This window comes from Mesorhizobium sp. M2D.F.Ca.ET.226.01.1.1, from assembly GCF_004022705.2.
Lineage (GTDB): Bacteria > Pseudomonadota > Alphaproteobacteria > Rhizobiales > Rhizobiaceae > Mesorhizobium.
In genome coordinates this window covers 1-24,147 of sequence record NZ_RZOY02000018.1, presented here as the reverse complement: position 1 = coordinate 24,147, position 24,147 = coordinate 1, and the positions used below count along the sequence as shown (strand labels likewise).

The following is a 24,147-nucleotide window of genomic DNA, read 5'->3' as shown; positions in this document are numbered from 1 at the left end:
CATCCGGATGCGGTTGTCGTCATCCTATTATGCGTGCACAGTTTCGCGAAAGCCATGGTAGCTGGGCATTGGACAAATTGTCCAATGTCGCCGCCGTGCCGGCGGCAGTAGCCGTTCGCCGACATCGCGTTGTAACTTGCAAAGAGCCTGTTGCGGCGAAATCCGAGGGCAACGTCTGATGAAACGATCCGGAGCCTTGCTTCTGCTTCCCCTGGCCGTGCTGCTGAGCGGCTGCGACTTCGTCGTGCTGTCGCCGGCGGGCGACGTGGCGGCGCAGCAGCGCGACCTGCTCGTCGTTTCGACCCTGTTGATGCTGCTCATCATCGTGCCGGTCATGGCGCTGACCGTGCTGTTTGCCTGGCGCTACCGCCAATCCAGCACCACAGCGACCTATACGCCCGACTGGGACCACTCGACCAAGCTGGAGCTGGTGATCTGGGCAGCGCCCCTGCTCGTCATCATCTGCCTGGGCGCGCTCACCTGGCTCGGCACCCATCTGCTCGACCCCTACCGGCGCATCGACCGCATCGAGGCCGGACAGCCGGTCACCCAGAACCATAAGCCGCTCAAGGTCGAGGTCGTCGCGCTCGACTGGAAATGGCTCTTCATCTATCCGGATTACGGCATCGCCGCCGTCAACGAACTGGCGGCGCCGGTCAACCAGCCGATCGACTTCCGCATCACTTCGTCGACGGTGATGAACTCCTTCTACATTCCCGCACTCGCCGGGCAGATCTACGCCATGCCTGCCATGGAGACCAAGCTGCACGCCGTCATCAACCGTCCGGGCACCTATGCCGGCTTCTCGGCCAATTACAGCGGCGCCGGCTTCTCCGGCATGCGCTTTGCATTCCACGGCCTCTCCGACCAGGCCTTCGCCGACTGGGTGGCGCAGGCCAAGGGCGCGCAGGACACGCTGAGCCGCGAGACCTATCTCGAGCTCGAGCGTCCGAGCGAGAACGAGCCGGTCCGCCGCTATGCCTCGGTTGATCCCGACCTCTACGGCGCCATCCTCAATCTGTGCGTCGAACGCGGCAAGATGTGCATGAACGAGATGATGTCGATCGACGCCAAGGGCGGCCTTGGGCTCGCCGGCGTGCGCAACACCTTGCCGCTGCAATATGACAAGCTTGCCCGGCGCGGGGCTGTGTTCGGCAACGATCCGTCCTATGTCGCAAGCATCTGCACGGCGGAAGAGGCGGCCGCCGCGTCGCGCGCGGCCCACGATGCCGATCAGAAATATTGGCCGGTCCGCGATCTTTCCCCGCTGCGCGGAGCGGGGCTGCTCAGCCCGGGAACGGGCAGCCGCCGTGCCGACGCCGGGACGCCGTCGCTTGGCCTACTGCGCTTGGAATTGTGAGGAATGGCGGATGCCTGAGACGCTGACCAAATTCATCTTCGGCCGCCTCACCTTGGAGTCGCTGCCGCTGCACGAGCCGATCGTCGTTGGCACCTTCATCGTGGTGGCGCTCGGCGGCCTCGCGGTTCTAGCCGCTATCACCTATTTCAAGCTGTGGGGTTATCTCTGGCGCGAGTGGTTCACCAGCGTCGACCATAAGAAGATCGGCGTCATGTACATGGCGCTCGGCCTCGTCATGCTTTTGCGCGGCTTCTCCGACGCCATCATGATGCGCCTGCAGCAGGCGATCGCCTTCAACGGTTCGGAAGGCTATCTCAACGCCCATCACTACGACCAGATCTTCACGGCGCACGGCGTGATCATGATCTTCTTCGTGGCGATGCCTTTCGTCACCGGGCTGATGAACTTCGTCGTGCCGCTGCAGATCGGCGCGCGCGACGTCTCCTTCCCCTTCCTCAACAATTTCAGCTTCTGGATGACGGTGGGCGGCGCCATCCTGGTCATGGCCTCGCTATTCGTCGGTGAGTTCGCCCGCACCGGCTGGCTGGCCTATCCGCCGCTCTCGGGCATCAACTACAGTCCCGATGTCGGCGTCGACTACTACATCTGGGCGCTGCAGGTCGCCGGCGTCGGCACGACCTTATCCGGCATCAACCTCATCTGCACCATCATCAAGATGCGCGCCCCCGGCATGACGATGATGCGCATGCCCGTCTTCACCTGGACCTCGCTCTGCACCAACATCCTGATCGTCGCCTCATTCCCGGTGCTGACGGCGGTGCTGACGCTTCTGGCGCTCGACCGCTATGTCGGCACCAACTTCTTCACCAACGACTTCGGCGGCAACCCGATGATGTATGTGAACCTCATCTGGATATGGGGTCACCCGGAGGTCTACATCCTCATCCTGCCGCTGTTCGGCGTCTTCTCCGAGGTCACCTCGACCTTCTCCGGCAAGCGCCTGTTCGGCTACACCTCGATGGTCTACGCCACGGTGGTCATCACCATCCTGTCCTATCTGGTCTGGCTGCACCACTTCTTCACCATGGGGTCCGGCGCCAGCGTCAACTCCTTCTTCGGCATCACAACGATGATCATCTCGATCCCGACCGGGGCGAAGATGTTCAACTGGCTCTTCACCATGTATCGCGGCCGCATCCGCTTCGAACTGCCGATGATGTGGACGGTGGCCTTCATGCTTACCTTTGTCGTCGGCGGCATGACCGGCGTGCTGCTTGCCGTGCCGCCTGCCGACTTCGTGCTGCACAACAGCCTGTTCCTGATCGCGCATTTCCACAACGTCATCATCGGCGGCGTGCTCTTCGGCCTGTTCGCCGGCATCGCCTATTGGTGGCCCAAGGCCTTCGGCTTCAGGCTCGATCCGTTCTGGGGCAAGGTCTCGTTCTGGTGCTGGGTGCTCGGCTTCTGGTTCGCCTTCATGCCGCTCTACATCCTCGGCCTGATGGGCGTGACGCGCCGCATGCGCGTGTTCGACGACCCCTCGCTGCAGATATGGTTCGTCATCGCCGCTTTCGGCGCGGTGCTGATCGCTGCCGGCATCGCCGCCTTTCTGGTGCAGATCTTCGTCTCCATCCGCAGGCGCGAAGCGCTGGCCGATCACACCGGCGATCCGTGGGACGGCCGCACGCTCGAATGGTCGACCTCCTCGCCGCCGCCGGCCTACAACTTCGCCTTCACCCCCATCATCCGCGACAACGACGCCTGGTGGGACATGAAGAAGGCCGGCTACCGGCGCCCGCTCTCTGGCTTCAAGCCGATCCATATGCCGAAGAACACCGGCACCGGGGTCATCCTGGCGGTCTTCAGCGTCGCGCTCGGCTTCGGCCTGATCTGGTACATGTGGTGGCTGGCGGCGCTGAGCTTTGTCTGCCTGATCGCCACCGCGATCGGTCACACCTTCAACTATCATCGCGACTTCGACATCCCGGCGGCCGAAGTCGCGCAAACGGAGGAGGCGAGGACGACGCTCCTCGCCGCCCAGGGCTAGGGTTTGAGCATGGCATCGACGGCAATCACGGCCGATACCGCAGCGGTCTTCCACCTGGAAGAGGAGCATGCGCACGCCGAAGGCGGCAGCACCATGCTCGGCTTCTGGCTCTATCTGATGAGCGACTGCCTGATCTTCGCCATGCTGTTCGCGGCCTTTGGCGTGCTCGGCGGCAATTACGCGGCGGGTCCGGCGCCGAAGGACCTGTTCGATCTCGGCCTGGTGGCTGTCAACACCACCATGCTGCTCTTGTCCTCGATCACCTATGGCTTTGCCATGCTGACCATGGACAAGGGCCGCGTCGGCGCGACGCAAGGCTGGCTTGCCGTGACGATGCTGTTCGGCCTGGCCTTCCTGTCGATCGAGCTCTCCGAATTCGCGCATATGATCCATGAGGGAGCGACGCCGCAGCGCAGCGCCTTCCTGTCATCCTTCTTTACCCTGGTCGGCACGCACGGCCTGCACGTCACCTTCGGTATCGTCTGGATGGTGACGCTGATGGTGCAGGTCGCGCGACACGGCCTCATCGAGGCCAACCGCCGCCGGCTGATGTGCCTCTCGATGTTCTGGCACTTCCTCGACGTCGTCTGGATCGGCGTCTTCACCTTCGTCTATCTGATGGGAACGTTGCGATGAGCGCTCATGATCATGCCGGTCACGACCACGCGCATGGCGGCGCCGCGCACGGGTCGCTGAGGGGCTATCTGATCGGTTTCTTCCTGTCGGTAATCCTCACCGCGATTCCGTTCTGGCTGGTGATGGACGGCGTCATCGACAACAAGCAGGCCACGGCCGTCATCGTCATGGCCTTCGCGGTGGTGCAGATCATTGTCCACATGATCTTCTTCCTGCACATGAACCCCGCCTCGGAAGGCGGATGGTCGATGCTGGCGCTCATCTTCACGGTGATCCTTGTCGTCATCGTGCTGAGCGGCTCGCTCTGGGTGATGTACCACCTCAACGCCAACATGATGCCGGCCGTCCACGAGATGCGGCAGATGCCATGAACCATGTGTCAGGCGCGGGGAGGACCGACGTCGGGGCACAGCACATGACCGACCGGGCCGGCATTCGCGACGCGCCGTCAAGGGGCGCCGCGTCGCGGGTGCTCCTGGTCTTGCTTGGTTTTCTCGGCGTTCTGATGTTTCTCGGGCTCGGCGTTTGGCAGCTGGAAAGACGGGTCTGGAAGCTGGACCTGATCGCCCGCGTCGACCAGCGCATCCATGCGCCGGTTGCAGATGCGCCCGGTCCAGCGAACTGGGGCGATATCAACGCTGCCTCCTCCGAGTACCGCCACGTAAGGCTGGTGGGCCGATTTCAAGCTGGCGCCAACACGCTGGTGCAGGCGGTGACCGAGCTTGGCGGCGGCTATTGGGTGCTGACGCCGATGCGCAGCGACGGCGGGTTCACGGTCCTGGTCAATCGCGGCTTCGTTCCGCAGGAGCGCAAGGCCGAATTTGAACAAGAGAGCGGCGGCCCGAGGCCGCCTACGGTGGTCGATGGGCTGTTGCGTATCAGCGAGCCCGGCGGCGGGTTCCTGCGCAGCAACGATCCGGCCGCCAATCGCTGGTATTCGCGCGACGTCGCGGCCATAGCCAAGGCGCGCGGCCTGGCGGATGTCGCGCCATATTTCATCGATGCCGGGGTGTCCGGCCCTGAGAGTTGGCCGCGCGGCGGGCTCACCGTGGTCACCTTCCGCAACAGTCATCTGGTCTATGCTTTGACCTGGTTTGCCCTGGCGGTGATGCTGGCGATGGCGCTTGCCAGGCAGGTCTTCGCCGGAGGTCGGAACCGGGACGCGGCGAAATGAGCATCTCGATCGCGCGGCTTCGTCACGCCAAGTCGTTCCCGACGGCTTCGCCATCCGGCCAGGGCGGTACGGCCTCGAATTCCGACGCGACGAACAGGAAGAACCTGCTGCTGCTTATCCACCTGCGCTGGCTGGCGGTTGCCGGGCAGGTGCTGACCATCCTGGTCACGCAATACTGGTTCGCCATTCCGATGCCGCTGGCCGAGATGGCCGGCGTGGTGCTGTTCCTCGTCGGGTTGAACATCTTCAGCCTGCTGGCGCTGCGCGGCAATCGCCGCATTAGCAACGCGCAGCTCTTCGTGGCGCTGATCTTCGATATGGTGGCGCTGACCACGCAGCTTTACCTGAGCGGCGGCGCCTCGAACCCGTTCGTGTCGCTCTATCTGCTTCAGATCACGCTCGGCGCGGCGCTGCTGGCGCCGTGGTCGACATGGATCCTTGTGGTCGCCGCTTCGGCCTGCTTCGTCTTCCTCATCTTCGTCTTCCAGCCGATCGCGATCCCGCATCATGGCGGCAGCGATCTTCTGGCGTTGCATCTGCGCGGCATGTTCATCTGCTTCGTGCTGGCGGCCGGTCTGATCGTCATCTTCATGACGCGCATCAACCGCAACCTGCGCGAACGCGATGCCTATCTCGCCGACCTGCGCCAGCGTTCGGCCGAGGAGGACCACATCGTGCGCATGGGACTGCTCGCCTCAGGTGCCGCTCATGAACTGGGCACGCCGCTCTCGACCATATCGGTCATCCTGTCCGACTGGCGCCAGATGCAGGGCGTCAAGCGCAACCGTGAGCTTTCCGAGGACGTGGCCGAAATGCAGGCGCAGATCGAGCGCTGCAAAAGCATCGTCACTGGCATCCTCATGTCCTCCGGCCAGGCGCGGGGCGAGGGCACGATCCGCACCACGATCCGCCACTTCCTCGACGATCTCGTCCAGGAGTGGCGTGTCAGCCGCCAGCCTTTCAAGCTCGACTACAGCAACGGTTTCGAGCCGGACGAGCCGATCGTGTCCGACACGGCGCTGAGACAGGTGATCTTCAACGTGCTCGACAATGCCCTGGAAGCATCGCACGATTGGGTGGGCATCACTGCCGAGCGGCAGGATGACAAGCTGGTGTTCACCGTCAGGGATCGCGGACCGGGTTTCGACAAGGATATTCTGGCCGGGCTCGGCCAGCCCTATATGTCGAGCAAGGGGCGCCCGGGCGGCGGCCTGGGCCTCTTCCTGGTGTTCAACGTGGTGCGCAAGCTCGGGGGCGACGTCTCGGCGCGCAACACGAGCGAGGGCGCCTGCGTTACCCTTTCGCTGCCGCTGGCGGCGCTGACCGATGGAGGCGACCGTGAAGCCTGATCGATCCCTGTTCGTCGTCGAGGACGACGCGACTTTCGCGCGCACGCTCAAACGCTCGTTTGAGAAGCGCGACTACGACGTCGTGGTCTGCCACGATCGCGAGGCGCTGCTGGTCGCTCTGGAAACGGCCGTTCCGACCTACGCCGTCGTCGATCTCAAGCTCGGAGCGGGATCGGGGCTCGAATGCGTCAAGTTGCTCAGCGCCCGCAATCCGTTGATGCGCATCGTCGTGCTGACGGGATTTGCCAGCATCGCCACGGCGGTCGAGGCGATCAAGCTCGGCGCCTGCCATTATCTGGCCAAGCCCGCCAACACCGACGACATCGAAGCCGCCTTCGGCCGAGACGAGGGCGACACCTCGGTGCCGCTCACCAGCCGCCCCACCTCGATCAAGAATCTCGAATGGGAGCGCATCCACGAAACCCTGGTCGAGACCGGCTTCAACATCTCCGAAACCGCGCGCCGCCTCGGCCTGCACCGGCGCACCCTTGCTCGCAAGCTTGAGAAGCGCGTGGTGCAGTAAGCGGGCAGCAATTACGGAACGGCCACGCCCAGCACCGAGACGCAATCGCCCGCCTTGACCAGGCCCGGAAAGTGACGCGCGGCGAGCAGTCCCGACATCCTGGCCTTGATCTCTTGCGGCGACTGGCCGGTGCGGCCGAGCGGATGGATGCGCGCGACGACCTGGCCTTCCCTTACTGGTTCGCCGAGATCTATCATGGTCTCGATCATGCCGTCGTCCTCGGCGAAGGCGAAGCAGTCGCTCGACGGCATGTCCAGCCACTGAGTTCTGCCCTTCTCGACCGCACCAGAGACAATGCCGGCATGCCGAAGCACATTAAGGATGCCGCGTCGGGCAATCCGCACGGTTTCGGCGCGAGAGGTCCCGCCGCCGCCGAGCTCGGTGGTGACGAAGACCTTGCCCATCTCCTCGGCCGCCGTGTCATACATGCCAACCGCGTCGATCTCGGTCATGCGCATCGAGAAAGGCGCCGAGAACGCCTCCACGGCGGCGAAGGCCTTTTTCTCCTGCTCCTTGTCCGGGAGCGTATGAGCGGCGCAGAAGGGCACGAAATCCAGCGTTTTTCCGCCGGAGTGGAAGTCGAAGACGATATCCGCGCGCGGCAGCAACTCGCGCTGGAAATAGTCTGCGATCTTCTCCGTCACCGTGCCGTCGGGCCGGCCGGGGAAGGAGCGGTTCATGTTGCCCTTGTCGATCGGCGAGGTGCGCGTGCCGGCGCGGAAGGCCGGATAGTTCATCGCCGGCACGATGATGACCGTGCCGGAGACGTTTTTCGGATCGAGCGTGCGGGCGAGTTCATAGAGCGCCAGCGGGCCCTCATACTCGTCGCCGTGATTGCCGCCGGTGAGCAGCGCCGTCGAGCCCTTGCCGTTGCGTACGACGCAGACCGGGATCATCACCGATCCCCAGGCGGAATCGTCACGGCTGTAGGGTAGGCGCAAGAAGCCATGCTGGACGCCGTCGCGCTCGAAGTCGACGGTCGGCGCGATCGGCGACGGACGCAAAGCTGACATCGGCCTCAGTCCTTCACGAAGAGCTTGCGCGGCACATTGGCCAGGCATTCGACGCCGGTGTCGGTGATCAGGATCGACTCGGTGATCTCCAGTCCCATCGTTTCCAGCCACAGCCCGGTCATGAAATGGAAGGTCATGCCGGGCTTGAGCTCGGTGCGGTCGCCGGGGCGCAGGCTCATCGTGCGCTCGCCCCAGTCCGGCGGATAGGAGATGCCGATCGGGTAGCCGGTGCGGTTGTCCTTGACGATTCCGTATTTCTTCAGGACGGCGAAGAAGGCGTTGGCGATGTCCTCGCAAGTGTTGCCAGGCTTCGCCGCGGCAAGGCCGGCCTCCATGCCTTCCAGCGTTGCCTTCTCGGCATCGAGAAAGGCCTGCGTCGGCTTGCCGAGGAAGACGGTGCGCGACAGCGGACAATGGTAGCGGTTGTAGCAGCCGGCGATCTCGAAGAACGTGCCTTCGTTCACCTTCATCGGCCTGTCGTCCCAGGTGAGATGCGGCGCCGAGGCGTCCGCCCCCGAAGGCAGCAGCGGCACGATCGCGGGATAGTCGCCGCCGATGCCGTCGACGCCGCGCGTGCCGGCATCGTAGATCTCGGCGACGAGATCGCATTTGCGCATGCCGACCTCTATTCTGTCGAGGATGCGCTGATGCATGGCCTCGACGATGCGGGCGGCGTTGCGCATATAGTCGATCTCGGTCGCGCTTTTCACCGCGCGCTGCCAGTTCACCAACGCGGTGGCGTCGACGAAGCGGGCATTGGGCAAATGCTTCTGGAGAGCTGCGAAGGCGGCGGCAGAGAACCAGTAATTGTCCATCTCGACGCCGATGCTGAGCTTGTCCCAGCCGCGCTCGGCCAGCACGCTGGCGAGGTAATCCATCGGATGGCGCTCGGTCGACTGCACGTAGTGGTCGGCGTAGCCGATGATGTTGTCATGCGCGAGATAGGCGGTGCGCTTGGCGCCGTTGGCGTCCTGGCCGCGGCCATACCAGACCGGCTCACCCGAAGGCGGCACGATCACCGCCTGATGCACATAGAAGGACCAGCCGTCATACCCCGTCAGCCAGGCCATGTTGGAGGGATCGCTGACGATCAATAGATCGACTCCCTTGACCTCCATGGCCTTGCGCGTCTTGGCGAGGCGATCGGCAAATTCGCTCCGCGAGAATTTCAGGTTTGGCTGCATTTTGTTGTCCTCGTTTGTTGGGCCGATTTCAGTTTGAGCGTGATCTTTTCGGAAAACCGGTTCGCACTTTTCCGGATCACGCTCTGGCCAGGTATCAGCTTTCGAAAATCGCCCCGGCGTTCGCCGCCCGCGCACGGTCGCGCGCGAGCGTTGCGATCGCGGTGTCCTGCACGCCGGTGCCGGTGAGGTCGGCGATGGTGATGTCGCTCGCCGAGCGTCGTCCGTGTTTCTTGCCGGCGATGATCTCGCCGAGCTCAGTGACTTCCGCGTCTGGGGCCATCACGCCCGCATCGAGCGCGTGGTGAAGCTCGCCCAGGCGCCGCGTCTGCTTGGCGCTGTCGGCGACATAGAGATCGGCCATGCGCAGGATCGCCGGCGCGATCTCGTTCTTGTGCTCGGCGTCCGAACCCATGGCGGTGATGTGTTGTCCGGCCGAGACGAAGCCGGGCTTGATCAGCGGTTCGGTCGCGGGCGTGGTGGTGACGATGATGTCGGCGCCGGCTGCCGCGTTCGCCGCATCCGGCTCGGCCCGCACCAGAATGCCCAGCTTGTCGCGCAGGCGGGCGGCTGTCGCCTTGGCCTTGGCGGCGTCGCGCGCCCAGATGCGGGCTTCCTCGATCGGCCGCACGAGGCGTAGCGCTTCGAGCTGCAGCCCGGCCTGCAAACCCGCGCCGAAGATCGCCGCCACCCTTGAGTCTTCGCGCGACAGATGCTTGGCCGCGACCGCCCCGGCGGCGGCGGTTCGCACATCGGTCAGATAGCCATTGTCGAGCAGCAGCGCCTCGACCACCCCGGTCTTGGCCGACAGCAGCACCATCATGCCGCCACCGCTCGGCAGGCCGAGCTTCGGATTGTCGAAGAAGCCTGAGCTTATCTTTACGGCAAAGCCGTCTATGCCGGGAACGTAGGCGGACTTCACGTCGACCTCGCCGCGATGCTCGTGAATGTCGAGCCGCAAAATTGGCGGCATCGCCACCGGCAGCGTGGCCAGGGCGCGAAAGGCGTTTTCGACGCAGGCGACGGCGTCGAGATCGAGCGTCACGATCTTGCGCAGTTCGGCGTCGGTGAGAATTGTCATCCGGCTCATGCGGCGCGCTCCGTTGCTGTGGCCGCCTCGCCGCAGACAATGCGCCGATGCAAAGCCATGTCGATGTTGCGGCCAGAGAGGATGAGGACAGTTGGGCCATTCGTCGAGGCCTTAGCCGCAAGCAGCGCGCCGATGCCGACTGCGCCCGCGCCTTCGACGATCTCGCGCTCTTCCTCGTAGGCATGGCGGATGCCGGCCGCGATCTCGTCCTCGGCAAGCAGGATGACGTCGTCGAGCAGGTCCCGGCACATGCCGAAGGTCAGCCGGTTATCGAGGCCGATGCCGCCGCCAAGCGAGTCCGCCAGCGTCGGCAGTTCCTCGACCTGCACCGGCCTGCCGGCATCGAGGCTGGCTTTCATCGCCGCGCCCCGCGCCATCGAGACACCGATGACTTTGGTGCCCGGGCTCACACCCTTGACGGCCGCAGCCACGCCGGATGCGAGCCCGCCGCCGGAGAGCGGCACCAGCACGCTTGCTGCGTCCGGAACCTGCTCCATGATCTCCAGTCCGAGCGTGCCTTGCCCGGCGACGATGTCGGGATGGTCGAAGGGCGGCAGCATGACCAGCCCCTCTTCGGCCACCAGCCTGTCGACTTCCTGCTGGGCGTCGTCCTGGCTGTTGCCGACGATGCGCACATCGGCGCCGAGGCGGCGGATGGCGTCGAGCTTGTTCCCGGGCACCAGCCTCGACATGCAGATCACCGCGCGCATGCCTTCGAGCTTGGCCGCATGCGCCAGCGCACGGCCGTGATTGCCGGTCGATGCAGCGACAACGCCGCGCGATTTTTCTTCCGGGCTCAAGGCGGCGACGGCGTTGGAGGCGCCGCGCAGCTTGAAAGCGCCGGTGGTCTGGTGGTGCTCCAGCTTGAGGTGAACAGGGTGGCCCGCGCGCTCCGACAGGCTTTGCGACAGCACACAGGGTGTCCGCTCGACCTTGCCGGCAATGCGTTCGCGCGCGGCGCGAATATGCTGAAGCGTAATTAGCATTTCGATCACGTGCCAAGCGGCTTGGTCCACAAGCGGCCGAACTCCGGTCGTGGCGTCTCGTCGCCGCAGAGCCGCAGGCAGTTCCAGGCGCTGGCCTGGTTGCTGGTGACGACGGGACGTCCGATCGCCTCTTCCATGCCGGGGACGGCGAGGGCGGCGCGCAGCGCGGTGCATGAGACGAACAGCGCATCGGCCTGCGGATGCGTGACCTTGCGCGCCATCTCAACGAGGGACGCCGGCTTGATGCGCGCCATCTCGCGATCGTCCTCGAAGCCGAGGCAAGTGAAACTCTGGATGTCGAAGCCATGCGCTGCGAAATAGGCGGCCATCGGCCGGCTGGTCTCGACGGTGTAGGGGGTCAGGATGCTGATGCGCTTAACCCCGAAGGCGTTCAGCCCGCGCATACCGGCCATCGGCGGGGTGACCACCGGCACGCCGGGCTTGGCTACCTGGATCGCTTGTTCGATCTCCGCGTCGCCGATCACCACCGAAGCAGACGTGCAGGAATAGCAGACGGCATCGAGCGGCTCGCCCGGCAGGATCAGCGCCGCGCCCGCCGAAAGCGAAGGCTGCATCTTGCGCAAATTCTCCGGTGTCGTCGGGTTGGCATAAGGGATGCGCGCGACATAGACGCCGATCCGCTCGCTCGCCACCATGCGGCGGAAATCCACCTCGCTTGTGTGGTCGGTGGCCAGGGCGATCAGCCCGACGCGCTTTTCCACCGGACGCGCGTCAAGTGCCCGGGGTGCCGTTTCGAGGCGGATTTCGGGCAGTGCTTTCATGACTTTCATCTTTCGATCCTGCCGTAGCGATGCTCCAGCCAGCGCAGCAGCACGACGGAGCAGAGGCTGATGACGAGGAAGAAGGCGCCGACCAGCGTCATTGGCTCGATGTAGCGGTAGTAGGTGTTGGCGACGCTCTTGGCCTGGTTCATCAGTTCCAGCACGGTGATCGCCGAAAGCAGCGGCGTCTCCTTGAACATGGCGATGAAATAGTTGGCCAAGGCCGGGATCATCGGCGGGATCGCCTGCGGCAGGATGATATGCGTCCAGGTGTGGCGTCCATTGAGATTGCAGGCCTTGGCCGCCTCCCACTGGCCGCGCGGCACATTGTCGATGCCGGCGCGGTAGACCTCGGCCGTGTAGGTGCCGTAGTGCAGGCCAAGCCCGATGACGCCCGCCACCAGCGGCGGCAAAAGGATGCCGATGTCGGGCAGCACGTAGAAGATGAAATAGAGCTGCACCAGCAGCGGCGTGCCGCGGATGAATTCGGCGAACCAGCCGACGCTGCGTGCGACGATCCGGTTCTCCGAGCGCCGCGCCAGCGCGATCCCAAGTCCCACGATCGCCGCCAGGACCGAGCCGAGAATGGTCGCCAGGATGGTGATCTTCACACCCTGGATGAGCGTCGGCATGATCTCCCGGACGAAGTTCCAATCCCAGTCCATCAGACCCTCACTCCGTCAAGGCCGCGCGCCATGCGCCGCTCCAGCGTGCGCACGCCCCAGGAGATGATCAGCGCGAGCGCGAAATAGATGATGAGCACGGACAGGAACGGCATCAGCGTGCTGCCGGTCTGCGAGCGCACCACCTGCGCCTGGAAGGTGAGATCGGCGAGCGAGATCAGCGACACGACCGACGTCGCCTTGAGCAACTCGATGGCGTTGTTGCCGAAAGTCGGCAGCATGACGAGCAGCGCCTGCGGCAGGATGACGTGGCGCATGCCTTGCCAGCGGCCGAGATTGAGCGCCGTGCAGGCTTCATATTGCTCGCGGCCGACCGACAGGATGGCGCCGCGCACCACTTCCGCCGCATAGGCGCCGACATTCAGGCCCAGCGCCAGCACGCCGGCCTGCAGCGGCGTCAGCGACAGGCCGGCGAAAGGCAGCACGAAATAGGCCCAGAACAGCTGCACGAAGATCGAGGTGCCGCGGAAGAATTCGATATAGGTTGTGGCGATCGCCCGCACGATAATGAAGCGCGACACGCGGCCCATGCCGGCAAGGAAGGCCATGATCAGCGCAAGCACCGACCCCATCAGCGTCAGCTCGATGGTGACAAGCGCTCCCTGCAATATCAGGCCGAGATAGCCGGACCACTGGGTCATGAAACTAGAAGTGTCCTTACGTTTGCCGTTAAGCGAGGCGGCCGCGACAGCCCCTTCTCCCCGTTCAAGGAGAGAAGATGCCGGTTCACCCTCCGTAGCTGCAGCGCAGCTGCTGCGAAGACGGGCAGGCAGATGAGGGGCAGAGCCAGCCTGTCAGAACTCGGCGCCGCCCCTCATCCGTCACTTGTCTGTGCATGTCGTTGTCCCAAAACCGCTGCGCACTTTTGGGCGACATGCATCAGGTGACACCTTCTCCCCGTGAACGGGGAGAAGGGAGAAGAAGTAGTACCTACTTCGCCGCGCAGAGCTTCTCGCGCGTCGTCGACATCGCCGCCTTGGCCGAGAAGCCGTAGGGCTCGATGATCTTGGCGAACTCGCCGGACTTCTTCATCTTGGCGAGCTCGACGTCATAGGCATCGCGCAGCGCCTCGTCGCCCTTCTTGAAGGCGGCGCCGTCGCAATAGACCGGCGCGCCCTGCACAGGCGCAATGACTTCGAGGTTCGGGTCGTTGGCCTTCTTGACCAGGTCGTTGATCGACAGCACCGGGAGCGAATAGGCGTCGATGCGGCCGTCCTGCACCATCTTCAGGCCGCTCTGGCCGTCCGGCACGACGATGACGCGGTCGCGCGGCACGCCGGCATTGAGAGCCAGCTTTTCCTCGGTGCCGCCGCCGGGCGCGCCGACTGTGGAGGAGCTGTCCTTGGCAATGTCCGCATAGCTCTTGAAGCCCTTCGGATTGCCCTTCTTCACCAGCATCGCCTCGGCATCGCAAAGCACCGGCTCGGAATAGGCGACCGCCGCGCAGCGCTCCGGCTTCATGAACAGGCCGGCGGTGACGACGTCGAACCGTCCAGCCTGCAGGCCGGGGATCATGGCGCCGTACTCGGAGATCGAGGCGACGATGTCGTTGACGCCAAGGCGCTTGAAGATCTCTCGCGCCACGTCGGGCGCCGCGCCCGAGACCTTGCCGTCGGCGGCCACCGCCGTATAGGGCGGCTCATTGGCAATGGCGACGCGGGCAAAACCCTGCTGCTTCAGCTGTTCCAGCTTTGCATCGTCGGCCGAACGCGCACCGGAGGCGAGTAGCATCGTGCTCACTGCGAGGCCGGCGACGCCAGCCAGAATGCCAAGTTTCTTCATCGTTCCCAACTCCTTGTTTCTGTTCTTGGTTTGCTCGGTTCGGGACGGCCTTTGGCCACCCGTTTGCATTACGGTCAGACGCGATGTCCGGCCGCGATGATCTTCTTCAGGAAGGTCTGCGTGCGTTCCTGTTTGGGATGGCGGAAAATCTCGTCTGGCTTGCCTTCCTCGACGATCCTGCCGCGGTCGAAGAACAGCACGCGGTCGGCAAAGTCGTGGGCGAAGCCCATCTCATGGGTGACCAGAAGCATTGTCATGTCGGTCTCGGCGGCGAGCTTGCGCATGACGTTGAGCACCTCCTCGACCAGCTCAGGATCGAGCGCCGAGGTGACTTCGTCGAACAGCATGATCTTCGGTGAGAGCGCCAGCGCTCTTGCGATCGCCACGCGCTGCTTCTGGCCGCCGGAAAGCTGCGCCGGCATCGCTTTCGCCTTGTCGGCGAGGCCGACCATGTCGAGCAGTTCCATCGCCCGCTTCTCGGCGGCGGCTCGCGCGACGCCCTTGGTCAGCATCGGCGCCAGGGTGACGTTGTCCATGACGCATTTGTGCGGAAAGAGATTGAAGAGCTGGAAGACCATGCCGATCTTCTGGCGCATCCTGGCCAGGTGCCGCTCGTCGGCCGGCAGCAGCTGGCCGTTGCGCTCCATGTGGTAGAGCTGCTCGCCCTCGACCTGGATGTGGCCGCCGTCGATCTTCTCCAAGGTCATCAGGATGCGCAGGATGGTCGTCTTGCCGGAACCGGACGGGCCGATCAGCGCCAGCTTCTCGCCCGGCATGACCTGCATCGACAGGCCGTCCAGCACCTTGAAGGCGCCGAAGCTCTTGGAAATCGCATCAACCTTGATGATGGGCGCGGGCAATCCATGTCCCCGTTCTGGAGAAGCCTATGCCCTTAACGATGCGAAACGCGTCAAATCATGTCAATTAGGAAAATAATATCATGACAATATTTCCGGCGCGGCACAATTCCAGGGCAATTTGCGCTCAGCTTGTGCATCAGATCGCGAGCAGGAGATGCTCCGGATCGCCGAGCAGCAGCTTGGCGACAACGCTTAAGCCCGCCCGCAGTTCCCCTTCGGTGGTCGATCCGAGCGAGATGCGCACCGCGGGGTGCCACGGCGTGTCGGCGATGCGGAACGAGGTGCCCGGCGCGATCGCCACGCCGCGCAGCCGCGCCTGCGAAACAAAACTCTCCTCGGCGCGGTCGCCCGGCAGCTCCAGCCACAGATGCAGCCCGTCGCGGTGCACGCGATAGTCGACGCCCGCCAACATTTCGGCGGCGATTTCCTGGCGCCGCCGCAATGCCGCACGCTGCCAGTTGACCAGTTCCATCGCCGTCCCGTCGGTGACCCACCGCGTCGCGATCTCCGCCACCAACGGCGTCGCCATCCAGTTCGAGACGAGATGACGGTTGGCGACGGCGGCGACATAGCGGTCCGGCACCGCGAGATAGCCTATGCGCAGCCCCGGCACGGTGATCTTGGTGAAGGAGGTGACGTAGAGCGTGCGCTCGGGTGCGAAGGCGGCAACGGCAGCGGGCCGGCCTTCGACCAGCGGCCCGAGCACGTCATTCTCGATGATGGCGATGTCGTGCTTGCGGGCAACCGCGGCGATCTGCTCGCGGCGGGTGGCGTCCATCAAGGTCGCTGTCGGGTTGATCACGGAAGGCTGGACGAAGACGGCACGGATGTCCGAGAGGCGGCAGGCCTCGTCGAGCGCCTCGGGGATCAGCCCGTTGCCGTCGATCGGCAGGCCTTCGAGATTGAAGCCGAGATAGCGGGCGAGCGGCACTAGCGTGTGGTGTCCGATCGCTTCGGTGGCGACGGTCGAGCCGGGCGGCGCCACGCTCATCAGCGCCACCGTCATGCCGGCGGTGGCGCCGTTTGTGAGGCTGATGTTCTGCGGCGATGCTTCGAGCCCGCAAAGCTTCAGCCACTCGACAGCCACCGCGCGGTGGCGCGGGAAAACCATGTTGGGGCGGAACGACAGGGCCGAGCTCGACGGCAGGTTTTCCGCCAGCCAACCCAGCGCCTGCTTCAATTTCTCCAGATGCATCGGCTCGCAGACCGGCTTCAGGATCGAGAGGTCGATAACCTCGCCAAGCCGCTCCGGGATGTAGGGCGGCTCCGGCTCGCGGCGCTGCGTCTGCACGAAGCTGCCGCGGCCGACTTCGCCGGAAATCAGCCCGCGGCGGATCAACTCCTCATAGGCGCGGCTGACCGTCTGCACAGAAAGTTTCAAATCGTCCGCGAGGCGGCGATGCGTCGGCAGCCGCGCGCCATTGGCCAGCCGTCCGTCATGGATCGCGCGCGCGAACTGATCGGCCAGCGAGAGATAGGCCGGGCGGCGAATGAGAGCAGGATCTGGTTGCCATAATGTCATGACTTATTAGAGATCGAAATCAGTGCAATTGACAATCGAAATAATGCATCGTCATGGTGTCCTGACGAAAGGCGGAGCCCGCATGGCGGCAGCGAAACTCGACCCCATCGACCTCAGGATCCTGGACGCTATCCAGCGCGACGGGCGCATCACCAAGCTGGCGCTTGCCGAGAAGGTCGGCCTGTCGCCGACGCCGTGCTGGATGCGGCTGCGCAAGCTGGAGAAGGCTGGCATCGTCTCCGGCTATCACGCCGCGATCGTCATACGCGCCATCGCGCCGGTGGCGACGGTGCTGATGGAAGTGACCCTCGCCAACCACCGCCAGGCTGACTTCGACCGTTTCGAGCGGGTGGTGCGCGATGTGCCGGAGATCGTCGCCTGCTGGTCGGTGGGCGGCGGCGTCGACTATGTGCTGAAGGTCATGGCACGCGACATCGATGCCTATCAGCGGCTGGTCGACAGCCTGCTCGAACGCGAGATCGGCATCGACCGCTACTTCACCTACATCGTCACCAAGACGGTCAAGGACGAGACCGTGCTGCCGGTGGCCGATCTGCTGCCGGAGCAAGGGTGAGGGCTCAGCGCAGCCCCTCATCCGGCCGCTTCTCGGCCACCTTCTCCCCGAGGGGAGAAGGGATTGGGCGCCGGCGCTCGCCCTCTCTCCCCTCGGGGAGAGGTCGGATTGCCCCGAATTGCCCTTCGCAATTCGGTTGGCAAATCCGGGTGAGGGGAACCCTGCCTCAGCCCGCATGTAGACAGATCGTCTGCGGTAGGCGACCAACAGAGACAATCTCTCTACATCGGCCCGTCGAAACAGCCTCTTTGTCTCGACCACGCGGCTAGTCTCTCCATATCGCCTCGACACCGGGAGACCTGACTGATGTCCGCGCATTTTGCCCGCACCAATCACCATGAAGCGCTCGACCGCCTCGCCGATCGCCGGCTGTTGCGCGCTCTCGCCTATGTCGACGGCCACTGGACGGCGAGCGATGCGGCGGCAAGTTTCGAAGTCACCGATCCGGCGACCGGGGCCACCGTCGCCTTCGTGGCCGCGCTCGATGCTGCGCAGACGACGAAGGCGATCAATGCCGCGTCACGTGCGTTTCTCGCCTGGCGGGCGCTGCTACCGCAGGAGCGCTCGAAAACCTTAAGAAAATGGTTCGGTCTGATCGTCGCCGCGAAGGACGATCTGGCGCTGCTGATGACGCTGGAACAAGGCAAGTCGCTGAAGGAATCGCTGGGCGAGATCGACTACGCCGCTTCCTTCGTCGAATGGTATGCCGAGGAAGCGAAACGCCTCAACGCCGAGAGCGTCACCAGCCATCTGCCGAACGCCGAGATGAGCGTGCGCCGCGAACCGATCGGTGTCGTCGGCGTCGTCACGCCCTGGAACTTTCCGTCGGCCATGCTCACCCGCAAGGCGGCGGCAGCTTTGGCTGCCGGCTGCACGGTGGTGGCGCATCCGTCTTCCGAAACGCCGCTGTCGGCTTTGGCGTTGGCCGAACTCGGCGAGCGTGCCGGGCTGCCGGCCGGTGTCTTCAACGTCATCACCGGCGATGCGCGCACCATCGTCGGTGCGATGTGCGCCGATGCCCGCGTGCGCGCCATGAGCTTCACCGGCTCGACCGAAGTTGGCCGGCTGATCGCCGCGCAGAGCGCGCCGACGATGAAGCGGCTGGTCATGGAACTCGGCGGACACGCGCCGCTCATCGTCTTCGACGATGGCGACATCGACAAGGCGGTGACCATCGCGCTCGACGCCAAATTCGCCACGTCCGGTCAGGATTGCCTCGCCGCGAACCGCATCTATGTGCAGCGCCCGGTCTACGATCGCTTTTGCGCCGCCTTCGCCCACCGCATCGAGCGGCTCCGTGTCGGCAACGGGCTGTCCGCGGATGCCGAGATCGGGCCGCTGATGCATGAGCGCGCGGTCAAGAAGGTGGAGGAACAGGTGGCCGATGCGCTCGCTCTCGGCGCGAGCTGCCTGACCGGCGGCAAGCGCCACGCGGCCGGGCCGCTGTTCTACCAGCCGACCCTGCTCGTCGACGTGCCGGACGAAGCGCTGATCATGCATGAGGAAACCTTCGGTCCCGTCGCTGCGGTCACGCCGTTCGACGACGAGGCGGAAGTCGTCGCCCGCGCCAATGCCACCGAGTACGGCCTCGTCGCCTATGTCGTCACCGAGAACGGCGCCCGGCAGGCGCGCATGGGCCGCGCCCTGGACTACGGCATGGTCGCGATCAACCGGGTCAAGATCACCGGCGCGCCGATCCCGTTCGGCGGCGTCAAGCAGTCCGGCATCGGCCGCGAAGGTTCGCGCCACGGCCTCGAAGCCTACACCGATCTCAAATACCTTTGCCTGGACGTCGCCTGAGCGCGCCGGCTGGATCCCAATCAGGAGAAAAAAGATGCTCGAACAATCCAACGAACTCTCGGCCTGGGACCGCGACCACTTCTTCCACCCCTCGACGCATATGGGCACGCATGCGCGCGGTGAATCCCCCGCGCGCATCATGGCCGGCGGCGAGGGCGTCACCGTCTGGGACAACACCGGCAGGAAGAGCATCGACGCCTTTGCCGGCCTCTATTGCGTCAATGTCGGCTATGGCCGGCAGAAGATCGCCGACGCGATTGCCGAGCAGGCCAAGAACCTCGCCTACTATCACGCCTATGTCGGCCACGGCACCGAGGCCTCGATCACGCTTGCCAAGATGATCATCGACCGCGCGCCGAAGGGCATGAGCCGAGTCTATTTCGGCCTCTCGGGTTCCGATGCCAACGAGACCAACATCAAGCTGATCTGGTACTACAACAACGTCCTGGGACGGCCGGAAAAGAAGAAGATCATCTCGCGCTGGCGCGGCTATCACGGCTCCGGCGTGATGACCGGGTCGCTGACCGGGCTCGAGCTGTTCCACAACGCCTTCGACCTGCCGCGCGCGCCGATCCTGCACACCGAGGCGCCGTACTATTTCCGCCGCGCCGACCCGTCGATGAGCGAGGAGCAGTTCTCGCAATATTGCGCCGACAAGCTCGAGGAAATGATCCTCGCCGAAGGCCCGGATACGGTGGCGGCCTTCATCGGCGAGCCGATCCTCGGCACCGGCGGCATCGTGCCGCCGCCTTCCGGCTACTGGCAGAAGATCCAGGCTGTGCTGAACAAATATGACGTGCTGCTTGTCGCCGACGAGGTGGTGACCGGCTTCGGCCGTCTCGGCACCATGTTCGGCTCCGACCATTACGGCATCAAGCCGGACCTGATCACCATCGCCAAGGGCCTGACCTCGGCCTATGCGCCGCTGTCGGGCGTCATCGTCGCCGACAAGGTCTGGCAGGTACTGGTCAAGGGCTCGGACAAGCTCGGCTCGCTCGGCCATGGCTGGACCTATTCGGCACATCCGATCTGCGTTGCCGCCGGCGTCGCCAATCTCGACCTGATCGACGAGATGGACCTAGTGCGAAACGCCGGCGAGACCGGCGCTTACTTTCGCGCCGAGCTTGCCAAGGCCGTCGGCGGCCACAGGAATGTCGGCGAGGTGCGCGGCGACGGCATGCTGGCCGCGGTCGAGTTCGTCAAGGACCGCGACGACCGCGTCTTCTTCGATCCGGCGCTGAAGGTCGGGCCGCAGATCGCCACGGCGCTTGCCGCCAGCGGCGTCATCGGTCGCGCCATGCCGCAGGGCGACATTCTCGGCTTCGCGCCGCCGCTCTGCCTGACGCGTGAGGGAGCCGAGATTATCGTCGAAAAGACCGCCGACGCTGTGAACAGCGTCCTCGCCAGCATCTGAGAAGCGACATCCGAGAAGCGACATGAATGCCATGACCAGAACTATCCCGGCCACCATGGCCGCCGTGCAGCTTACCGGCCATGGCGGCCTGGAGAAGCTCGTCTACCGCACCGATGTGAAAGTGCCCGCACCTGCCGCCGGCGAAGTGCTGGTCAAGGTCAGCGCCTGCGGCATGAACAACACCGATGTCTGGGTACGCCAGGGTGCCTATGGCACGGAGGAAGACGCGGCCGCCGTGTCGACCTGGCGCCGGCAGGGCAACACGCTGACCTTCCCGCGCATCCAGGGCACCGACACAGTGGGCACCATCGTCGCCGTCGGCGACGGAGTGCCAACGAACCGCATCGGCGAGCGTGTCATGGTCGACTTCTCGATCTACAACCGCGACAACGATTCGCTGGCCGACATCGACTATATGGGCCATGGCCGCGACGGCGGCTATGCCGAATACCAGGCGCTGCCGGCCGAGAACGCGCATGTCGTCGACACCGAGCTCAGCGATGTCGAGCTCGCCACGTTCTGCTGCGCCTATCTCACCGGCGAGCAGATGCTGGAGCGCGCCGACCTGAAGGCCGGCGAGCGCGCCCTGGTCACCGGCGCCTCCGGCGGCGTCGGCTCCGGCATCGTGCAGCTCGCGAGGGCGCGCGGCGCCATCCCCTATGCCATCGCCGGGAAGGGCAAGGAGCAGGCCGTGCTCGACATCGGCGCCGAGAAGGTGATCACGCGCGGCGTGGCCGACCTGCCGGCCGCCGTCAACGAAGCGACCGGGGGCAAGCCCATCGACGTGGTGGCCGACCTCGTCGGGGGCGCGATCTTCAACGACCTGTTGCGCATCCTGCGGCCCGAGGGCCGCTACACGACTGCCGGAGCAATCGCCGGCCCGGTCGTGCAGCTCGACCTGCGCACCATGTATCTGAAGCAGCTGCAGCTCCACGGTTCGAGCCAGGGCACGCGCGCCGATTTCCGCCGCATCGTGCGCTACATCGAAGAAAAGAAGATCAGGCCGCTGGTCGGCGGCGTCTACAAACTGTCGGATTTCCACCGTGCCCAGACCGACTTCATGGGCAAGAACTTCGTCGGCAAGCTGGTGGTGGTGCCGGACGCGATGTGGAGCGGCGCCTGACCCTCGAAGCGGCCGACTATGGGAGATGCCATGTGGATGATCCGAGTCTCGCAGCGCGGCCTGTCGCGCTGAACATCACTCTTGACCAAGTTATCGCATCGCATCGAACGGCATCAGATGATGCGAAAAAATCGTGACTTATCCCTCGCTTGAATGAAACATTTGTCGCCGATACCCCGTATGCAAAGGATAAGGGGTGAAATATGCTGCACGAAGCCCAGGGGGATTGCGCGTTGAATCTGAGCGAAGACGAAGCGCGGCTTGCTGAACGCTACCGTCTTCTTTGCGTACAACAAGATTCCCCTTCTAGATGCGGCACAGTAGCTTTCGTTGCCGCGTTTGCAGGCGGAGTTTTTATAGTTTCCGCGGTATTCTTTGGCGGCGGAGAAGAAGGCGACCCTCTCTTCATATTCGGCATTGGCGTTTGTTGTCTTGTAGCTGGCGGTGTCCTTTGGTTCCAAGAGCGCCAAGCCGAGAAGCGTCGCTGGGAAGAAAAGAAGTCAATTATCCTTAAGTTTCGCAGCCGAGGGCTCGGTATACAGCTGAACGGCCAGGTGCATCGCCTGATGGGTTAGGCGTTGACGGCTTATGCGCAGGACCTGCGCCCCGCATAATTCGGTGCCGGCCGTTGATGATTACGGCCGTTGCTACTGCGATGTGTTGTGCGCCTTGAACGCCAAACGAAGTTTGAAGGCCTCAGGGCTGGTGCTGCCCAGCTTGGTGTCTCCGTTTTGCGAACCCCACGCATAGGCAAAGTCGAATACAGGAGCGGGCGAGTAGGTGGCCCAGCGCGCGAATATCTGGTTCGCCTGGTCCGGTGTCGGCAGCACATAGACGTCCGCAGCCGCTCTGGTGCGCGTCTTCCAACTGCCGCCGCCGAAGGCCTGGAAAACAGGCACAATCCTGTCGAGAGGGATGCCTGCGGCAACGGCCGCCTCGACCGTTCGATCGATGAAGTCCAAATCAAACACCCTGCCGCGCACCGGATATGGATCCAGGCCGAAAAGATCAATCCCGGTGTTGGCGGGAGTAAAGGTATTCATGAAGGTGGGGGCTTCGAAAGAGCCCATGTCCATCAAAGTAATAAATGTAACTGCGTCGGGGACATTGGCTCTGATCCACTCGGCTTCGGCCTTCAGGGCCTCCGGACTCACTGCCGGTGAATGATACTTGCCGGTGATGTCCGGCTCATCGCAGAGGCGAAAACCGAACAGCCGGGGATTGCCGATAAATGGCTTCACCCTGGCGATGAAGCCTGGTGTCACTCCGCTAGATTCATTTAGCCATATCAGCCCCTTCATCCCTGCCGGCAAGGCATTGAGTTGCTCTATGGACTGCACATCGGCGAGGTCGAAGCCCGCGGCCGCGATTGCAACGCCCGGGCCGCCGGAGGTGTAGTGAAGCGTTTTGCTATGCCCCTCCGCGAACGGCGCCGATTGGCCGCAGATCACCATGATAAGCAATGCCGATATGCACGGATTGCTCACGCGCGTGAGCTTTGCTGACGAAGTTGTTGGCGCGACGGGTTCCGAGGTGATGGGCAGCGCGGCTCGAGACGCTGCGCCATACCCGCAGGCTAAGCTCGTCGGCACGCTTCAACTATCCACCGATTGGCACCACGTCCTCCTTTTTAGCCTGTACGGAAAATTCGGCTTCATCTGTTTGATCGATGAGCCAGGTTCGGGGCGAACTGGTGCCAAGTCCGTATAGTTGGCGGCATCCATGCGGCCGAACCTCTGACGGCGTGATCTTCGGATGTCATCGTCTCGCGAGCAAAGTTGTGGTCCGGCACGATAGTCCGGCGGCGGTTTAAGCGACACTCCTTCGAATGAACGATCAGCTGCTGGTCAAGCGGGAATAATATCGTCGCAGCGATGTCCAGGCCGACATTCTGCTGAAAAGAAGGGCAAAGCCATGTGCGGTATCGTTGGAATCGTTGGCCGAAGCCAAGTCGCTCCGCTTATTGTCGATGCATTGAGGCGGCTTGAATATCGCGGCTACGACTCAGCCGGTGTCGCCACCATCGAGAAGGGCGAGCTGGGCCGCCGCCGCGCCGAAGGCAAGCTCATCAACCTCGAACGGCGGCTGAAGGACGAGCCGCTCGACGGCACGATCGGCATCGGCCACACGCGCTGGGCCACCCATGGCGTGCCGGACGAGACCAACGCGCATCCGCATTTTTCCGACGGCGTCGCCATCGTCCACAACGGCATCATCGAGAATTTCGCGGAGCTGCGCGACGAACTCACCCGCGACGGCTACTCCTTCGCCTCGCAGACCGACACCG

The 24,147-nt window shown here is 64.1% G+C and carries 24 protein-coding genes and 1 pseudogene; 14 read left to right on the top strand and 11 right to left on the bottom strand.

Annotation, left to right across the window (positions count from 1 at the left end):
• Positions 1 to 178: 178 nt before the first annotated feature.
• The 7 genes from cyoA to EN869_RS30290 are packed head-to-tail and all read left to right on the top strand — an operon-like array spanning position 179 to position 7,050.
• Positions 179 to 1,360, top strand: coding sequence for a ubiquinol oxidase subunit II (cyoA, locus tag EN869_RS30320; protein WP_127230238.1), 1,182 nt, complete (start codon positions 179 to 181; stop codon positions 1,358 to 1,360).
• 10 nt (positions 1,361 to 1,370) lie between these two features.
• Positions 1,371 to 3,368, top strand: a complete 1,998-nt coding sequence (cyoB, locus tag EN869_RS30315; RefSeq protein WP_127230239.1) for a cytochrome o ubiquinol oxidase subunit I — start codon at positions 1,371 to 1,373, stop codon at positions 3,366 to 3,368.
• Positions 3,369 to 3,377: 9 nt separating this feature from the next.
• A complete protein-coding gene (gene cyoC / locus EN869_RS30310) occupies positions 3,378 to 4,004 on the top strand; it encodes a cytochrome o ubiquinol oxidase subunit III (RefSeq protein WP_167498534.1) in 627 nt (208 codons plus the stop codon).
• The gene (cyoD, locus tag EN869_RS30305; protein ID WP_127230240.1) at positions 4,001 to 4,375 is read left to right on the top strand and encodes a cytochrome o ubiquinol oxidase subunit IV; all 375 of its coding nucleotides are present in this window, start codon (positions 4,001 to 4,003) and stop codon (positions 4,373 to 4,375) included. The genes cyoC and cyoD overlap by 4 nt, the downstream gene beginning before the upstream one ends.
• Before the next feature lie 44 nt (positions 4,376 to 4,419).
• Positions 4,420 to 5,178, top strand: a complete 759-nt coding sequence (locus EN869_RS30300) for an SURF1 family protein (protein ID WP_245489651.1) — start codon at positions 4,420 to 4,422, stop codon at positions 5,176 to 5,178.
• Positions 5,175 to 6,527, top strand: coding sequence for an ATP-binding protein (locus tag EN869_RS30295; RefSeq protein WP_127230242.1), 1,353 nt, complete (start codon positions 5,175 to 5,177; stop codon positions 6,525 to 6,527). Before EN869_RS30300 ends, EN869_RS30295 begins: the two co-directional genes overlap by 4 nt.
• Complete coding sequence (locus EN869_RS30290) at positions 6,517 to 7,050, top strand: response regulator transcription factor (protein WP_167498535.1); 534 nt, start codon at positions 6,517 to 6,519, stop codon at positions 7,048 to 7,050. The genes EN869_RS30295 and EN869_RS30290 overlap by 11 nt, the downstream gene beginning before the upstream one ends.
• A gap of 11 nt (positions 7,051 to 7,061) precedes the next feature.
• Here EN869_RS30290 and doeB read toward each other — a convergent pair whose 3' ends face one another.
• The 10 genes from doeB to EN869_RS30240 form a co-directional block, all read right to left on the bottom strand.
• Positions 7,062 to 8,063 (bottom strand): N(2)-acetyl-L-2,4-diaminobutanoate deacetylase DoeB, encoded by a 1,002-nt coding sequence (doeB, locus tag EN869_RS30285; protein ID WP_127230244.1) that lies wholly within the window; start codon positions 8,061 to 8,063, stop codon positions 7,062 to 7,064.
• A gap of 5 nt (positions 8,064 to 8,068) precedes the next feature.
• Positions 8,069 to 9,247 carry an ectoine hydrolase DoeA gene (gene doeA, locus EN869_RS30280; protein WP_127230245.1) on the bottom strand — a complete coding sequence of 393 codons (1,179 nt, stop codon included), beginning with the start codon at positions 9,245 to 9,247 and terminating at the stop codon, positions 8,069 to 8,071.
• 94 nt (positions 9,248 to 9,341) lie between these two features.
• Entirely contained in the window at positions 9,342 to 10,334 is a 993-nt protein-coding gene (locus EN869_RS30275) for a cyclodeaminase (protein WP_127230246.1), read from the bottom strand.
• Positions 10,331 to 11,320 (bottom strand): hydroxyectoine utilization dehydratase EutB, encoded by a 990-nt coding sequence (gene eutB, locus EN869_RS30270; RefSeq protein WP_167507121.1) that lies wholly within the window; start codon positions 11,318 to 11,320, stop codon positions 10,331 to 10,333. The genes EN869_RS30275 and eutB overlap by 4 nt, the downstream gene beginning before the upstream one ends.
• Positions 11,321 to 11,325: 5 nt before the next feature.
• On the bottom strand, positions 11,326 to 12,102 hold the full coding sequence (gene eutA / locus EN869_RS30265; RefSeq protein ID WP_127230266.1) for an ectoine utilization protein EutA: 777 nt from the start codon (positions 12,100 to 12,102) through the stop codon (positions 11,326 to 11,328).
• 5 nt (positions 12,103 to 12,107) lie between these two features.
• The gene (gene ehuD, locus EN869_RS30260) at positions 12,108 to 12,767 is read right to left on the bottom strand and encodes an ectoine/hydroxyectoine ABC transporter permease subunit EhuD (RefSeq protein WP_127230248.1); all 660 of its coding nucleotides are present in this window, start codon (positions 12,765 to 12,767) and stop codon (positions 12,108 to 12,110) included.
• A complete protein-coding gene (ehuC, locus tag EN869_RS30255) occupies positions 12,767 to 13,426 on the bottom strand; it encodes an ectoine/hydroxyectoine ABC transporter permease subunit EhuC (RefSeq protein ID WP_127230249.1) in 660 nt (219 codons plus the stop codon). Before ehuC ends, ehuD begins: the two co-directional genes overlap by 1 nt.
• Before the next feature lie 289 nt (positions 13,427 to 13,715).
• The gene (gene ehuB / locus EN869_RS30250) at positions 13,716 to 14,567 is read right to left on the bottom strand and encodes an ectoine/hydroxyectoine ABC transporter substrate-binding protein EhuB (RefSeq protein ID WP_127230250.1); all 852 of its coding nucleotides are present in this window, start codon (positions 14,565 to 14,567) and stop codon (positions 13,716 to 13,718) included.
• Positions 14,568 to 14,641: 74 nt separating this feature from the next.
• Positions 14,642 to 15,427, bottom strand: coding sequence for an ectoine/hydroxyectoine ABC transporter ATP-binding protein EhuA (gene ehuA / locus EN869_RS30245; RefSeq protein WP_127230251.1), 786 nt, complete (start codon positions 15,425 to 15,427; stop codon positions 14,642 to 14,644).
• A gap of 136 nt (positions 15,428 to 15,563) precedes the next feature.
• Complete coding sequence (locus EN869_RS30240; protein WP_127230252.1) at positions 15,564 to 16,949, bottom strand: PLP-dependent aminotransferase family protein; 1,386 nt, start codon at positions 16,947 to 16,949, stop codon at positions 15,564 to 15,566.
• Between the two features lie 82 nt (positions 16,950 to 17,031).
• Between EN869_RS30240 and EN869_RS30235 the strand changes: the two genes are divergently transcribed.
• The 5 genes from EN869_RS30235 to EN869_RS30215 all read left to right on the top strand — a co-directional run bounded on the left by EN869_RS30235 (position 17,032) and on the right by EN869_RS30215 (position 22,435).
• Complete coding sequence (locus tag EN869_RS30235; protein WP_127230253.1) at positions 17,032 to 17,523, top strand: Lrp/AsnC family transcriptional regulator; 492 nt, start codon at positions 17,032 to 17,034, stop codon at positions 17,521 to 17,523.
• A 306-nt stretch (positions 17,524 to 17,829) separates the two neighbouring features.
• Complete coding sequence (locus EN869_RS30230; RefSeq protein ID WP_127230254.1) at positions 17,830 to 19,323, top strand: NAD-dependent succinate-semialdehyde dehydrogenase; 1,494 nt, start codon at positions 17,830 to 17,832, stop codon at positions 19,321 to 19,323.
• Positions 19,324 to 19,357: 34 nt separating this feature from the next.
• The gene (locus tag EN869_RS30225) at positions 19,358 to 20,737 is read left to right on the top strand and encodes an aspartate aminotransferase family protein (RefSeq protein ID WP_127230255.1); all 1,380 of its coding nucleotides are present in this window, start codon (positions 19,358 to 19,360) and stop codon (positions 20,735 to 20,737) included.
• 22 nt (positions 20,738 to 20,759) lie between these two features.
• Positions 20,760 to 21,860: an alcohol dehydrogenase family protein gene (locus EN869_RS30220; RefSeq protein ID WP_127230256.1), complete on the top strand. Its 1,101-nt coding sequence runs from the start codon at positions 20,760 to 20,762 to the stop codon at positions 21,858 to 21,860.
• A 203-nt stretch (positions 21,861 to 22,063) separates the two neighbouring features.
• A complete protein-coding gene (locus EN869_RS30215) occupies positions 22,064 to 22,435 on the top strand; it encodes a hypothetical protein (RefSeq protein ID WP_127230257.1) in 372 nt (123 codons plus the stop codon).
• A 72-nt stretch (positions 22,436 to 22,507) separates the two neighbouring features.
• On the opposite strand, the gene EN869_RS30210 is transcribed toward EN869_RS30215, so the two are convergent.
• Positions 22,508 to 23,314 carry a hypothetical protein gene (locus tag EN869_RS30210; RefSeq protein ID WP_127230258.1) on the bottom strand — a complete coding sequence of 269 codons (807 nt, stop codon included), beginning with the start codon at positions 23,312 to 23,314 and terminating at the stop codon, positions 22,508 to 22,510.
• On the opposite strand from EN869_RS30210, the gene EN869_RS30205 reads away from it, so the two are divergent.
• Positions 23,313 to 23,570, top strand: coding sequence for a hypothetical protein (locus tag EN869_RS30205; RefSeq protein ID WP_127230259.1), 258 nt, complete (start codon positions 23,313 to 23,315; stop codon positions 23,568 to 23,570). The two genes, EN869_RS30210 and EN869_RS30205, sit on opposite strands and share 2 nt — an antisense overlap.
• A gap of 204 nt (positions 23,571 to 23,774) precedes the next feature.
• Positions 23,775 to 24,147 (top strand): annotated as a pseudogene (locus EN869_RS30200) (glutamine--fructose-6-phosphate aminotransferase); the annotation flags it as partial.